The organism is Sinanaerobacter chloroacetimidivorans, from assembly GCF_018128545.1.
Taxonomy (GTDB): Bacteria; Bacillota; Clostridia; order Peptostreptococcales; family Anaerovoracaceae; genus Sinanaerobacter; species Sinanaerobacter chloroacetimidivorans.
The window spans coordinates 1-13,336 of the sequence record NZ_JAGSND010000013.1 but is presented as its reverse complement, the minus strand read 5'-3'; the positions used below and the strand labels follow the sequence as shown (position 1 = coordinate 13,336).

Below are 13,336 nucleotides of genomic sequence, written 5' to 3'. Positions count from 1 at the left end.
ATCATTTATTTGAGGCAGCCCCGATACAGATTCATTTATAAAGAGCTGATTCTTTTCCAGTTCGGTACTTCCGGATCATACGGAATTTCCAGTTCACCGGATTTGATCTTTGCTTCAATTGCTTTACCTTCTTCAATTGCTTTGGCAAAGGCTTCTCCATAGGCTTCATTTCTCTCTGCGAAAGCTTCGTATGTAGGCCAATCCAGGAAGTATCCGTCATTTGAAATATCACGAACGCCCTGTGTGCCGCCCGGGAAGTTGTCTTCAACCAGGTATTTCACCGCATCATACACGGCACTGCCGAAGCTCATGCCGATCGATCCGGCAAAATTATCACAGGAATCGGTAAAATCACAGATCACACTGAATACCATAACATCTTTTTTTGTTTCGTTAACCGCTTCGACGATACCGGAGTCTGCCGATCCGCAGTCCCCCTGAATGAAATCAACACCTTTTTCAATCATAGCCAGAGCCATTTCCTTAACCTTTGCCGTATCTTCATAGCTGGCATATGCGAATTCTACCGTAGCATTGGGATTTGCGTCATAAACACCGCGCATAAATCCATTTCCTTCAGAGTTTGGAGAGGGTTCTTCTCCTCCGATAATCAGGCCGATCTTATTTGTTTTCGTTGCCAGCCCTGCCATATAACCGTCTACATATAAGGTTGTCTGTCCGAGGAATTTTGTATCCCATAGATTCGGTATCGTTTCTCCCTCTGTATTGATGCTCTGGAAGATCGCGGCAAATTTCGTATCCGGTGATTCCTTTGCGATCGCCTTGGTTGCCTCCGACATATACGGGAAAGTCGTAATAATCAGGTCATACCCTTCCTGCACCATGGTACGAATATCCTCTTCAAAGCTGACCGGTTCCGACTCCATTTTCTTGAATTCAACGCCGAAATCCTGCGCCGCCCGCTCACCGCCTGCCGCCATATCATCCATAGGACCATTGTCGCCGAATTTTTGATTTCCGATTAGGACAACACGCAAAGGCTCTTCCCCGGAACCATCCCCGCTGCTGCTGGATGAACCGCCGCATGCGGCAAATCCTGCACTCACCATGCACAAGACCATTAGAGTAATCAGAAATTTTTTCATTTATTTATCCTCCTTAAAATTTTAATTATTTGATTTGATGTTTCTTGTACTGATTTTTGGATTTCTTTTACACTGCATGTCAAGATATTACGATTTCTTATTCTAAACTCACCGTCTATCATTACATCGGTCACATCTGCGCCGGTTGCACAAAACACTGTATTTGAGGTTACATTTTCCCATTCTCCATAGTGTATCGGCGTCATATGAGGCGAGGCAGCATCAATCAGGATGATATCTGCAATTTTTCCTTCTTCCAGCGTACCCAGCTTTTCCTCGAGCCTCAGCATCTTTGCACCGTTAATAGTGGCCATATTCAAAATTTCTTTCGGAGAAAATGTGCCGGCTCCATTTCGAATATTATGAACAATCGCCATACATTTCATTTCACGAAACAGGTCATTCGAATTATTCCACATAGCGCCGTCTGTCCCAAGTCCAACTGTGATTCCGTGATCCAACAATCTGCGGATGGGAGCGGCTCCGTCAGCAATCTTCTGTTCGCAGATCGGCGTATTCACGATCTTCACGCGATTCTTTGCAAGGATCTCCATATCCTCTTCATCGAAGTAAATTCCATGTGACCCAATGTAGCGTTCATTCAGCAGATTATATTTCTCAAGTACTTTCACCGGGCTCATATGGAATTTTTCCATCACACTGTCATATCGCCAGTTGGTTTCGGCTAGATGGCTCGTGTACAGAGAATGACTGCCATTTACGATTCGATCTGTTTCTTTCAGACGGAGATCTGTAAACTCCTCTTCCGGCAGCGTGCCGAGAATCGGAATACAGCCGTTAACTTCACATGAGGTTCTGAAGTTGGTAAGCATCTTGTCTGTCAGGAATTCATCCGACTTCATAAAATCGTACCGTACATCTTCCGCAGGCGCACCGCGCAATCCAACCTCCTTAAAGGCTTTTGGGGATCGTTCTCCCAGACTCCAGAACATATTTTCAACAAGTGTTGTGGTGCCGCTCAGCATGGCTTCACAATATGTATGCTGCCTTGCGTAGTACCGTTCTTCATCTGTAACATAGGGGTAAAACCAGCCTACATCCCCAAATACGCTCATTTGCTCCTTCAAGGTTATGTTTTCTCCAAAACCCTTGGCAAATGCCATATCTCCATGGCAATGACCGTTAATCAAACCAGGCATGATGATTTTTCCGGATGCATTGATAAATTCCCTGGCATCATTTGATTTCAGTATCGAAGGAGAAACGATCTCAATAACTCCTCCGGTTATACCGATACTCCCTGCAAAAGGCTTATATCCGTTATGAGAAGACAGGATGATCCCGCCCGAAATTACAGTATCAAACATATTCTTACCTATTCTTCTGTACCTTCCAGAATTGTGAGACTTGCAGAGACTCCAAGACGATCTGCAGTTGCGACAACGACAGCCATTGCATCGTCATAGGTGCGGATCCCGCCGGAAGCCTTGATCTTCATCTGATTGCCGACTACGCTGCGCATCAATTCTATGTCATGGGGGGTTGCTCCACTTGTTCCGAATCCTGTTGAAGTTTTTACAAAATCTGCGCCCGCCTTCAGCGACAGTTCGCAGGCAATGCACTTCTGTTCATCATTCAGGTAGCATGTTTCAATAATCACTTTAACAAGAATGCCATTTGCGGCATCAACTACAGCCTGAATGTCCCTATATACAGTTTCTGTATCACCTGCAATCAAGGCGCCGATATTAATGACCATATCGACCTCTTCGGCACCCTTTTCAATCGCATCTTTTGTTTCAAATGCTTTCACCTCAGAAGTATTTGCTCCAAGCGGGAAACCAACTACCGTACAAACTTTCACATCACTTCCAGCCAGCAGTTCCTTTACTTGAGGAACGTGAAAAGGATTCACACACACGGATGCAGCATTGATCATAAGCGCTTCTTCACAAATTTTCTTCACATCAGTAGGGGTGGCTGCCGCTTTTAAAATTGTGTGATCCATCATTTTTGCCAATTCTAATTTATTCACTTTTCTTTCCTCCATTTTCCACTTTATAAGCTTGATAACGACTGTCAAAAATCTCGTCTTTTACATTAAATCATATTTTCTCGGACAAGCATATCCTTGATTTTTACTTTATCTGCTTCACTTACTTCTCTCAAAGGTGCTTTCATTTTTCCAAGCGGACTTCCGATTAATTCAGAAACATATTTGTATGCCCCCATAAATGGCCCAACCTTAAGAGCTTTCCGAACACGCAAGACTTTGCCTTGTAACTCCTGTGCTTTTTCATAGTCCTTTTGGTCTATCGCATCAATCAACTCTAAGATTAGCTTCGGGAATACACAGGTAATCAGTGATACGACTCCCTTTCCTCCCAGCATGCTTGTTGATAGGATTTGTGCATCACTGCCTGCCATTAGCTCAAAATGACGATCTTTACCAATTAAATCAATTACTGTTTGCTGATGAATAATATCCTGTGTGCTGTCCTTATAGCCGCGTAGATTAGGAATATTTTGAAACAATTTTGCAACCACTTCAGGCGGAACTTTGTTTCCAGTCTCCGGGGCATTGTATATGTAAGCCGGCAGATTGGTAGCCGATGCGATTCCGGCAAAATAATCGTACAAACCCTCACCGGTATATTGATAAACCAACGGAGGTGTAATGAAGATTGCATCAACGCCGCATTCTTCATAACGTTTCATACAACTAACAGCCAAGTCAATGCTGTTAAAAATTAAATTGCCAAAAACCGGGATACGTCCATTGGAGACCTTTACCGCTCTCTGAACAGCTTCGACTCGCTGATCAACATCAAGCATTAAGGATTCGCTGGCTAATCCATTCACGAACAAACCTGTAATTCCATTACTGATCAGAAATTCATATTCTGCTTCCAACAACTCATAGTCAATTTCACCATTTTCAGTAAAGGGCGTGATGATTTCCGAAGCTGGGCCATGTAATAAATACTTTTCTTCCATTTTTCAATGTCCTTTCGCTACTCTTCCTTTCATTCAATACCAGATACGATCGTTCTTGTAATCGCATTGTATAAAATTATTTTCACATAGCCAAGAACAAAAATGAATTTATTTTCATTTTTTGCTTAGCACCATCCATTATTAACAAAGTTTTAAATGATTTAACAGTCAAAACTGAAATTTTGTTCACTTTTTTTATTTATTTTTTCTTATTTGATGATTATTTGATGATTTATTCACTTTAGTAATTGACAAATATTCATTTTTTGTATATATTCATTGTGAAAAAGACTCACGAAGTTTAATCCGTTGAAAGGAATCGTTAAAATATGAATAAAAACGATGATTTATTATACGAAATAGCAAAACTCTATTATCTTGATAATCTGAATCAATCAGATATATCAAAAAAGTTTAACTTATCACGCGCTAAGGTATCAAGATTACTTGCTAAAGCAAGAGAAAAAAACATAGTCACCATCAGTCTTAACAGAAAAGACGACGATGACATCGAGCTTTTATCTACAAGAATTAGAGAAGCGTTCGATTTATCGAATGTATTGGTTGTACCGTCTACATCATATGATGAAAATGAGAATTTGAAGGCAATAGCCAAAGCGGCCGCACCATTTTTTGCTTCCTTCATTCATGATGGAGATAAAATTGGGATCTCCTGGGGATATACACTTCTTGAGATTGCGAAAAACATACCGTTTTCCAGCTTTCCGAATACCAGCATTGTTCAAATAGCCGGCAATCTCGACAATGCACACAACACAAATTTCGCGCATGAAATCATTCATCAGTTTGGGCAGCGCTTTGGAGTTTCGTCCCAAATTACACTGCCTTGTCCCGTTATTGTCGAGAGTCCCATTATTGTCGATTTATTGTCTCATGATTCAAAAATCAGTTCTGTGCTTGCTCAAATCAATGAAATTGATGTGGCTTTTATTAATATTGGGTTATTAAGTGACGAAAATTGTTTGCACCAGACAGGATATATCACATCAGAGGATCTTCAGGTATTAAAGTCGAAGAATTCTGTAGGTGCTATTTGTTCAAGATTTATTGATATCAACGGAAATATTGTTGATAATAATTATGATGAAAGAACGATCAGTGTCACACTGCCGACTTTAAAAAATGCTCGTATTTCTTGTGTTGCCATTAGTTCCGAAAGAAAAGTATTACCATTGATCGGAGCAATCCGATGCGGAGCTGTCAATACGCTTGCTATTGACTCAAATACTGCAAAGTACTTGTTGCAGCAAGCAGTGATTTAATTTTGTATGATCCAGTGACCAAACTCTGCAATAGCATAAAAAAATCGGGGCTAAAAATACACCTTTCTGCCCCGATTTTCACGATCTTCACGATTCCCTCTGTATGTAACCACCAATTGGGAGTTTCATTCATTTTCTCCTTTATCTGCTTTTAATATTTTTGCAAAAGCTTCATAACGGGTACGCAATGCCTGCTCATGATTTTCTTCGTCTATTCTCAATTGTTCAAAAAATTTCTTCACTTTTGGATCCGTCGCCTTTTCAGCCAGCATTTGATAATGTTTCTGCGCTCTCATTTCATCTTCAATCGCTTCTAAAATACCATCCAGTATTTGCTGCATACAATTTTCCTCCTTTCGTTCACAAATTTGACATTTATCGTACTAGTTCAATGCCTGTAATAATTTCACTACAACTAGGGTGATATCGTCTTTGATTTTCTCATATCTTAAAAAATCAGTAAAATCTTCATGAATTCTTCGGACAATATCAGCGGGCTTCAGACTATAAATTTCAGCAAACAGCTTCTTTAGTCTATCTTCATAAGCTTCATTATTGGATCTTTGCTCCGGCAATCCATCAGACATAATAAACAAGGTCATAGTTGGGAGGAGATGCAGAGAAGAATCTTCATACTTCAACAAATCAGCATTTATCGCTGTTGAAATTGGCAGACCTGCATTGTTCAACTCGATAATATTTTCTTCATCTTTGATTAATAAAGGACAGATATGAAAACCTGCATTACAATAAGTCAATTCATTTGTCTTAAAATCAAAAACAACGATAAAAAGGCAGACTAAATATTCGCCTGGATATCCTTCCTTTATATATTGCTCAATAAAAAAATGCATAATTTCTTTAGGAGACAATACTTGTCCCGGTATATGCTTCAGTCTGAAAAAACTTCTTATCGTATCTTTTACAAACATAGCCAGCATAGCACTATCCAATCCATGTCCTGAAACATCCGCTGTATAGCAAACATATTGTTCAAAATAATCATCCAGCAACCCATTGTCCACTTTAAATGCATCGAATAAATCTCCGCCCAGTTCTTCGGCAGGGATATATAAGGAAGCAAAAGAGATATTTTTTGTGTCAGGAAGACTCACAGGCAGGGAGCGTCTATGAATCTTAATAGCATTTGCTATTTCAACATCCAGCTTTTTTCGAATTCTTTCATACTCTACATATTTTTCATTGCCATAGATATAGATAAGATCCTTCTTCCGAAGAAACCTGAGGTGAAGTTTCAGCACATTATGCTTGCCACGAAACAAAAATTCCTCCCAGTCAGAAGGTTCCTCTGACACACTTTTAATAAAGGATCCGGCCTTATTCATGTGAATGTCCGCAATGAAATCTAAAAAGTTTCTTCGTTTTAACTCTGAATCAGTATAACCCAAGTACGACTGTATAGCCTTATTGGAGAAAACAATTTGCCCTTCTATGTCACAAACCAGAATATGGTCATCAATCAAATCGGCAATTGTCTCATTTATTTCCTCTATATCAAAGCAATTCTCCATCCGTATTTTCCTCCAATTTCATATATTTCTGTTTTTTTCGCATCAGTTTGGGTTGAGACATATGAAGAAATTCTGCGGCTTTCCTGGTCGTACCAAATTTTTTTAAAGCATATTCGATTAGTTGCTTTTCCTGCTGCTCTATAATCTTCTCAAAATCCAAGGAGGAGGAAGATCTCATGCTGCGTTTTAGATCCAGAACTAAGTCTTCATAGATATTCTCGTTTAAAACCTCTTGTATATCATCTCCCGTGATTATATAGCCTTTTACGCTGATTAGGGCTCGATGTATCAGATTTTCCAGCTCTCTGACGTTTCCAGGCCAGTCATAATTCGCAAGTTTTGTAAGCGCAGTGGGATCCAGCTCCTTGTCAATCCCGTAATGCTTACAATAGTTGCTTAGAAATGAAGTCGCCAAGGTCATAATATCATCACGGCGATCCCTGAGAGGCGGAACTGTAATGGTACAGATATTTAGCCTATAATACAAATCCTCTCTGAACCTTCCCTGTTCAACGAGCTGACGTAAAGAGATATTGTTTGCACAGATTACACGTACATTAATATGAATAGGTGTTGTTCCACCAACCTTATAGAACTGACTTTCCTGGAGAACTCTCAGAAGCTTTGACTGGAGATTCAGGGAAAGGGTACCGACCTCGTCTAAAAACAGAATTCCTCCATTGGCCAGCTCGAAATATCCTTTTTTACCAGTTGTTTGTGCTCCGGTAAAAGAGCCCGCCTCATATCCGAAGAATTCGCTCTCGGCAAGGGTCTCCTGAATGGTTGCGCAATTGATCTTGATACATGGCTTGTTCTTTCGAATACTGTTTTTGTGTATCAAATCAAGAATTTTCTCTTTTCCTACGCCGGTTTCTCCCTGAAGAATGATATTGCAATCGTATTGAGCAATATTTAAGACTTCATCTACCAAGGCTTTTGTTGCAGCACTGCTAAAAATAAAGTCATCTGTTTTCCCGGTTTTTTCAATAGAAGCAGCGATAGCTTTTTTCGTTGCCTGACGAAAAGCGATTGACTGCGATTCATAAAGCTTATTGATCCTGTCCAGCTCTTTTGCAATTGATATCAGCAAATCGAATGTGAACTCCTCATATCCGATAATGTACTGGCCCAGTACATTAGTTTCAAGTTCCTTACTCATGCTCTCCGCAATCAGGATCGATTGGGTATAGCTATTTTTGAGACTTGTGAAATAGAGTTTTCCTTTATTACGTGTAAGAATAACGCTTAGAACTTCGGACCCCAGAAGGTCTTCACAATTAATTGTCATATCATAGTGTTCTTTTTCTTCTTTCAAAACCGCTTCTGACGAACTGATTGGCTGGGCGACATTAAGGATATAGGATGAATTGACCCACTGCGCCAGTTCATGTTTTACCTGCTTCGGTGTAAGTGTTCCGATTCCATCCTCGTCAAGGATCACTGTAATGTAGCAATTGTCACCTACAGATTTCTTGATCGAGCAAACATAGGTGATACTTGAAACTAAGTCCTTCCCAATCACAAGATAACGCATTCCTTCGTCGGACACACGATGGATACTATATAAACTCGCGGCCTCGTCAAAGGTCGCCATTGTATAATTCAACTGTAAATCTGGAGGGATTGTTGTTAATGGTGAGCCGATGAAAACAATGCCATAACCCGATACAGCGAGTTCACCATAGTTATAGTCAATTTTATGGATTTTATCGATAAAAATCGGATGGGCTGTCATTGTTGTCAAACAAAAAATCCTATCCCCTGTATGATACCGTGAACTCTTTTCAAATTCACTTCCCATTTCTTCAATGGTACCGTAAAATTGTCCGGCAGTATTTGTAAAAGGATTATGAAGCTTTCCTCTGCGATTGATTAAATCTAAAATTTTTGCAATGATCTTAGCCTCATCAAAACCGCATTCGCTGCAAAACTGCTGGAAGCAGTCTCTTTCTAAATGAATCAATTCTAAGGATATTCTGCACTCGAAAGGTGATATTTCTCTATGATTATCAACCTTCCATGCTGTAACCGGAACGGCAGCCTTCGGCTCTATTACTCGACTGAGCCCGAATGTATCATTTGTCATACCCATTTTTCTTCCTCCTTGAATCATTATAGCTTTTATGGGAACCTATGTCTATCCTTTGAATCGATTTTGGATCAATTTGCTCAATGATGATTCAATATTAATTCAATTATTTTTCACCGAGTATTTATTTCATACAGTAAAAAGCTTGGTAATATAAACATTTTTTCAACATTCATAATAAGGCATAATATTGGCATGGAGATTGCTTTAATATAAAGCGAGTAACGACAACACAGCAATTGTGAAAGTCGCAAGCAGCTGTCAACTTTTTTAGATTACAGAGTATTAGTTATGTAATGGAGGAAATTATGCAAAGAAAAATACGTGGTGAATTCATGTTGATGATAACAGCATTGATATGGGGAGTATCTTTTGTAGCCCAAAGATCGGGAATGGAGTACATCGGTCCATTTACATTTAACGGGATAAGATGTTTCATTGGAGCTCTTGTTCTGATTCCTGTTATCATTATAATGGATCGCCAGAGAAAAATAAGGCAATCCACTGAAAGTGAAATAAAAACAACGGAGATTGAAAAGAAAGCTGCGAAAAAGAATCTGATTGCAGGTGGGTTATCATGCGGTATTGTTTTTTTCATATCCAGTTCGGTGCAGCAGATTGGAATGGTTTATACTACTGCCGGAAAAGCCGGCTTTATTACCGCATTGTACATCGTTATCGTTCCGATTTTGGGGATCTTTCTTAAAAAGAAGGTTCGTCCGATCCTATGGTTCTGCGTTGTATTAGCAACAGCAGGTCTATATTTGCTTTGTATTAAGGAAGGTTTCTCAATCGGTAAGGGTGATCTGCTGGTAGTGATTTGTGCATTCGGGTTTTCAATACACATTTTAGTAATTGATCATTTCTCTCCAAAGGTAGATGGCGTGAAACTGTCCTGCTTCCAATTCCTCATATGTGGAATACTTTCCATACCTTTTATGATTATTTTTGAGACCATCAATTGGACCAATATTATGAATTGCTGGCTGCCAATCATATATGCCGGTGTTATGTCTTGCGGTGTTGCCTATACCTTGCAGGTTATTGCTCAAAAGTATACGGAGCCTACCGTTACATCCCTGATTCTATGTCTGGAATCCGTATTTGCTGTGATTGCGGGAATTATTATCCTAAATGAGCAAATTTCTATGCGTGAGACTTTTGGATGTATTATAATGTTTGCAGCGATTCTACTTGCACAGATTCCGGCAAAATCAAAAGAGACCAATAAAATTAGTGAGACCAATGAAAAAATAGACAAAGGAGAAGATTTAGAATGGCAAAATTTATAATTACAGATGAGTTTTGGGAATTATTTCCGCAAGCGGAGATTGCTGTAGTTTTAGCGAAAGGGATTCAAAATACGGAAGCACATGTGGCGGATGTAAGACAAGAAATCAACGAACTATTACAGCGGAGCAGCAAAGAAGCAACCAAATTTCTGACAGAGGAAGTGTTCAGCGAAAATAAAGTGATTTCTGTTTGGCGAAAAGCATATCAGCAGTTTAAGACGAAAAAAGGTGTCAGATGCTCAATAGAGGCGTTATTGAAACGGATAGAAAAGGGGACCGGAGTTTCGTTGATAAATCCTTTGGTTGACATCTATAATGCAGTATCTCTGACCTACGGGCTCCCCTGCGGCGGCGAAGACATTGATACGTTTCAGGGTGATTTGCTTTTAACTAAGGCGGTTGGCGGAGAACTTTTCCTTGCACTTGGTGATGAGGAATATGACAATGCTTTGCCCGGGGAAGTTATTTATAAGGACGAGGCCGGAGCTGTATGCCGGAGCTGGAACTGGCGTGACGGACAAAGGACGATGCTTACAGAGAATACAGCCAATGCATTTCTAATTATCGAATCAGTAGATCCTGAAAGAAAGTATGATTTAGAAGCGGCTGCAGCATCATTAGCAGAGCTCACCAAGAAGTATCTTGGTGGTACTGTTGAAATTGCTCTTATGAATATTGTTAACCGAGAACTGACTTTATAGGCGGTTTAAAAGGAGGAGTTTATTATGATGGATATGCGCAGATCGAATCGGCTCATGAGCGAAGAGGACACCTTAAGGGTTTTGAAAGAATTCCATTGAGCTTTTCAGAATTGAACTCCTTGACTATCCGAATTACTACAATCGGCGTATTAACGCAAAATTAAAGGGCTTGCTTCCTGCAATACACAGGCAACAGGCCCTAAAAATAGTTTGGGTTTAGAACAAATCAAGATATTCTTCATTTAAGATTTCATATTTTATGGATGATGCATCAGGCCCTTCTATATTGTTTTCTGCAAGATACTCGGCAATATTAATCTTAATGAGGTGTGCCGGAGCCTCATATGTTGGTTTATATTCATTCCAATATTGATCCCATGTCATTCCGGCAGATTCGATTAGTGTTTTTCCAATCGCATAACTTTCTTCTGTTGATTCAATTTCTGCTTTCATGTCTTGCGTAAATGCAATGGTATCCCGACGCTTTCGTCTAATACTCCAGCATTTCCCCAGAAAAGTCCGGGACAAGAATCATGCTGCTTTATTATATAGTTTTATGTAATTGGCTATTTTTTATAGTCAGCTTCATATCTTCCCAATTATTGGTCAATAGGCTTGTTTCTTTCCAATCTCCATTCTCAAGAATATATTCATGAAGAAGGATGTCATACCCATTGGTAAGTCTGACAAAATCAAACCGATAACTTTTTCCGTTTCCAGACGCGTAAATACTAATCATATCGTCTTTTTGCTCGGTTCTATCTATTTTATCAATTAATTTCAGATTACCTCCGTAAACGATTTGCACTACGGCATCAGAAAGATAAAACCAATGGTGCATGGGTGCACAAAGAAAATCCTCAGGAATATAGTCAATATTCTTAATCTTCCAGCCCTCATCAGAAGTTTTTTCAACTGTAATCAGACCATAATAGTAGGCAAATTGACTGCCTTGATTATACCCCTTATCGGTGTTTGCCTCAGCTCCAGTTATGATCTCTATTTCAACCATATAGTATTTAGTATCATTAGGTGAATCGGGAGGTGCGTATGCGGGGAGCAGTTTCAAAAGTGTTGTATATCCTATCCCATTAAATGAATCGATAAACTGATCAAATGGTATTTCCTTTTGCTTTGCTTTTGTCAGTAATTCATATGCGTAGGGATAAGGTAATCCGGACCATCCAATAGTACCACATCCACCTGAATATCCAAGCATATTGGAGGCTTCTCGCAATATTCCATAGTATGCAAGAATCAAATCCTTAGGATTTTCAAATTTCTTTGTTAGCAGCGGTGGTTTTTCATTTTCTTTTCGAAAGTCCTTGAATGAGTATGGATTAGGGTATGGAAGCTCTTTAGACGGCCTCTGAAAGCGTTCACTGCTAATATTGTCCTCTTGATTCATTACCGGTATCAACTCGTCTGAATCATGCAAGGATAAATGAAGTATACCTCCTGCAATAATTTTGTTTGATGGTTTTGAGGATAAGTTTATTAAATGGGGTAGTGTCAAGCAACAAATGATTCCAAATAAAACCACGCAGATCGTTGTGATAAAGGCCTTTTTTCTAATTTTTATTACCATAATCGTCCCCTCCATATTACAAGTATATGAAGTGGTAACGATTTTAACTTAAAATAAAACAGAATTGCCTAATTTATTGCAACTTGTCCACCCTGCCAAGCCACTGTCTTATTTTCTTCAAAAGTCTCCGGCTCTCCTTGCTTAGAAATTTCGGTAGTTGAAGTTCCGCAATCATACTTATCGACCCATTCCTTTGAGTATCCTTTTTTAAAAAATAAAAAAGGCAACCCTAGATTTTAGAGTTGTCTTTTAGTGTTGTTTGGTACGCCCGGCAGGAGTCGAACCTGTGACCTTCAGAGTCGGAGTCTGACGCTCTATCCAACTGAGCTACGGGCGCATAAGAGCCATACGATTGATGTATCGCATCTTTATTTCTTTATTATTATAATCTATTTTATCAAAAATTGCTTTGACTATTTTTTAAATAAAATAATCATTTCAATCTTGCTGCAAGAACGCTTGAATTTCAAAGCAGTGAGTGCCCTTTCGGGTTCTCGTCCCTTCTTTGATCTTCTCAAAGGCATGAGGGACTTCGCGCCCACTAACGTGTCCGCCGTCCTGCACCTGTGCGACAGACTTGGACTATCTCGCTAAAACCCATCCATGATGGTTTTCTTAACGCTCGATACCCTTGCGGGTTTTCGTCCCTTCTTTGATCTTCTCAAAGGCATGAGGGACTTCACGTCCACTAACGTGTCCGCCGTCCTGCGCCTGCCCGTTCAGCAGGCTTGGACCGTCTCATTGCAAAAGGCATCACCGGTGCCTTTTGCAGACATTCGACGCCCTT

General features: G+C 39.8%; 13 protein-coding genes and 1 tRNA gene. 4 read left to right on the top strand and 10 right to left on the bottom strand.

Annotated elements, in window-relative coordinates:
* Positions 1-35: 35 nt before the first annotated feature.
* The 4 genes from KCX82_RS16305 to KCX82_RS16290 form a co-directional block, all read right to left on the bottom strand.
* A complete protein-coding gene (locus KCX82_RS16305) occupies positions 36-1,106 on the bottom strand; it encodes a BMP family ABC transporter substrate-binding protein (RefSeq protein ID WP_227019559.1) in 1,071 nt (356 codons plus the stop codon).
* Positions 1,103-2,434, bottom strand: a complete 1,332-nt coding sequence (locus tag KCX82_RS16300; RefSeq protein WP_227019558.1) for an amidohydrolase family protein — start codon at positions 2,432-2,434, stop codon at positions 1,103-1,105. Before KCX82_RS16300 ends, KCX82_RS16305 begins: the two co-directional genes overlap by 4 nt.
* A gap of 8 nt (positions 2,435-2,442) precedes the next feature.
* Entirely contained in the window at positions 2,443-3,102 is a 660-nt protein-coding gene (gene deoC / locus KCX82_RS16295; RefSeq protein ID WP_227019557.1) for a deoxyribose-phosphate aldolase, read from the bottom strand.
* Between the two features lie 65 nt (positions 3,103-3,167).
* Entirely contained in the window at positions 3,168-4,064 is an 897-nt protein-coding gene (locus tag KCX82_RS16290; protein WP_227019556.1) for a dihydrodipicolinate synthase family protein, read from the bottom strand.
* A gap of 329 nt (positions 4,065-4,393) precedes the next feature.
* Here KCX82_RS16290 and KCX82_RS16285 point away from each other — a divergent pair, with 329 nt between their 5' ends.
* The gene (locus KCX82_RS16285) at positions 4,394-5,347 is read left to right on the top strand and encodes a sugar-binding transcriptional regulator (RefSeq protein WP_227019555.1); all 954 of its coding nucleotides are present in this window, start codon (positions 4,394-4,396) and stop codon (positions 5,345-5,347) included.
* 125 nt (positions 5,348-5,472) lie between these two features.
* Here KCX82_RS16285 and KCX82_RS16280 read toward each other — a convergent pair whose 3' ends face one another.
* From KCX82_RS16280 to KCX82_RS16270, 3 genes are read right to left on the bottom strand one after another with little or no spacing between them, the layout of a single operon-like run.
* Positions 5,473-5,688: a ferritin family protein gene (locus KCX82_RS16280; RefSeq protein WP_227019554.1), complete on the bottom strand. Its 216-nt coding sequence runs from the start codon at positions 5,686-5,688 to the stop codon at positions 5,473-5,475.
* 42 nt (positions 5,689-5,730) lie between these two features.
* Complete coding sequence (locus tag KCX82_RS16275; protein ID WP_227019553.1) at positions 5,731-6,879, bottom strand: SpoIIE family protein phosphatase; 1,149 nt, start codon at positions 6,877-6,879, stop codon at positions 5,731-5,733.
* Positions 6,863-8,971 carry a sigma-54 interaction domain-containing protein gene (locus KCX82_RS16270; RefSeq protein ID WP_227019552.1) on the bottom strand — a complete coding sequence of 703 codons (2,109 nt, stop codon included), beginning with the start codon at positions 8,969-8,971 and terminating at the stop codon, positions 6,863-6,865. The genes KCX82_RS16275 and KCX82_RS16270 overlap by 17 nt, the downstream gene beginning before the upstream one ends.
* A 305-nt stretch (positions 8,972-9,276) precedes the next feature.
* Between KCX82_RS16270 and KCX82_RS16265 the strand changes: the two genes are divergently transcribed.
* Together KCX82_RS16265 and KCX82_RS16260 are read left to right on the top strand one after the other, a co-directional pair.
* A complete protein-coding gene (locus KCX82_RS16265) occupies positions 9,277-10,260 on the top strand; it encodes a DMT family transporter (protein WP_227019551.1) in 984 nt (327 codons plus the stop codon).
* Positions 10,245-10,961: a B3/B4 domain-containing protein gene (locus KCX82_RS16260; RefSeq protein WP_227019550.1), complete on the top strand. Its 717-nt coding sequence runs from the start codon at positions 10,245-10,247 to the stop codon at positions 10,959-10,961. The genes KCX82_RS16265 and KCX82_RS16260 overlap by 16 nt, the downstream gene beginning before the upstream one ends.
* Positions 10,962-11,177: 216 nt before the next feature.
* Here KCX82_RS16260 and KCX82_RS16255 read toward each other — a convergent pair whose 3' ends face one another.
* From KCX82_RS16255 to KCX82_RS16245, 3 genes are all read right to left on the bottom strand, one after another.
* The gene (locus KCX82_RS16255) at positions 11,178-11,414 is read right to left on the bottom strand and encodes a hypothetical protein (protein ID WP_227019549.1); all 237 of its coding nucleotides are present in this window, start codon (positions 11,412-11,414) and stop codon (positions 11,178-11,180) included.
* 91 nt (positions 11,415-11,505) lie between these two features.
* Complete coding sequence (locus KCX82_RS16250; RefSeq protein ID WP_227019548.1) at positions 11,506-12,549, bottom strand: hypothetical protein; 1,044 nt, start codon at positions 12,547-12,549, stop codon at positions 11,506-11,508.
* A 260-nt stretch (positions 12,550-12,809) separates the two neighbouring features.
* Positions 12,810-12,886: transfer RNA gene (locus tag KCX82_RS16245), tRNA-Arg, on the bottom strand.
* Positions 12,887-13,152: 266 nt separating this feature from the next.
* Here KCX82_RS16245 and KCX82_RS16240 point away from each other — a divergent pair.
* A partial coding sequence (locus tag KCX82_RS16240; protein WP_227019547.1) for a hypothetical protein occupies positions 13,153-13,336 on the top strand: 184 nt, incomplete at its 3' end.

Excerpts from the sequence above, each read along its gene's own strand:
- KCX82_RS16290 (WP_227019556.1), bottom strand. The coding sequence starts at position 4,064 with ATGGAAGAAAAGTATTTATTACATGGCCCAGCTTCGGAAATCATCACG.
- KCX82_RS16305 (WP_227019559.1), bottom strand. The coding sequence starts at position 1,106 with ATGAAAAAATTTCTGATTACTCTAATGGTCTTGTGCATGGTGAGTGCA.
- KCX82_RS16285 (WP_227019555.1), top strand. The coding sequence starts at position 4,394 with ATGAATAAAAACGATGATTTATTATACGAAATAGCAAAACTCTATTAT.
- KCX82_RS16250 (WP_227019548.1), bottom strand. The coding sequence starts at position 12,549 with ATGGTAATAAAAATTAGAAAAAAGGCCTTTATCACAACGATCTGCGTG.
- KCX82_RS16260 (WP_227019550.1), top strand. The coding sequence starts at position 10,245 with ATGGCAAAATTTATAATTACAGATGAGTTTTGGGAATTATTTCCGCAA.
- KCX82_RS16280 (WP_227019554.1), bottom strand. The coding sequence starts at position 5,688 with ATGCAGCAAATACTGGATGGTATTTTAGAAGCGATTGAAGATGAAATG.
- KCX82_RS16275 (WP_227019553.1), bottom strand. The coding sequence starts at position 6,879 with ATGGAGAATTGCTTTGATATAGAGGAAATAAATGAGACAATTGCCGAT.
- KCX82_RS16265 (WP_227019551.1), top strand. The coding sequence starts at position 9,277 with ATGCAAAGAAAAATACGTGGTGAATTCATGTTGATGATAACAGCATTG.
- KCX82_RS16300 (WP_227019558.1), bottom strand. The coding sequence starts at position 2,434 with ATGTTTGATACTGTAATTTCGGGCGGGATCATCCTGTCTTCTCATAAC.
- KCX82_RS16255 (WP_227019549.1), bottom strand. The coding sequence starts at position 11,414 with ATGAAAGCAGAAATTGAATCAACAGAAGAAAGTTATGCGATTGGAAAA.
- KCX82_RS16270 (WP_227019552.1), bottom strand. The coding sequence starts at position 8,971 with ATGGGTATGACAAATGATACATTCGGGCTCAGTCGAGTAATAGAGCCG.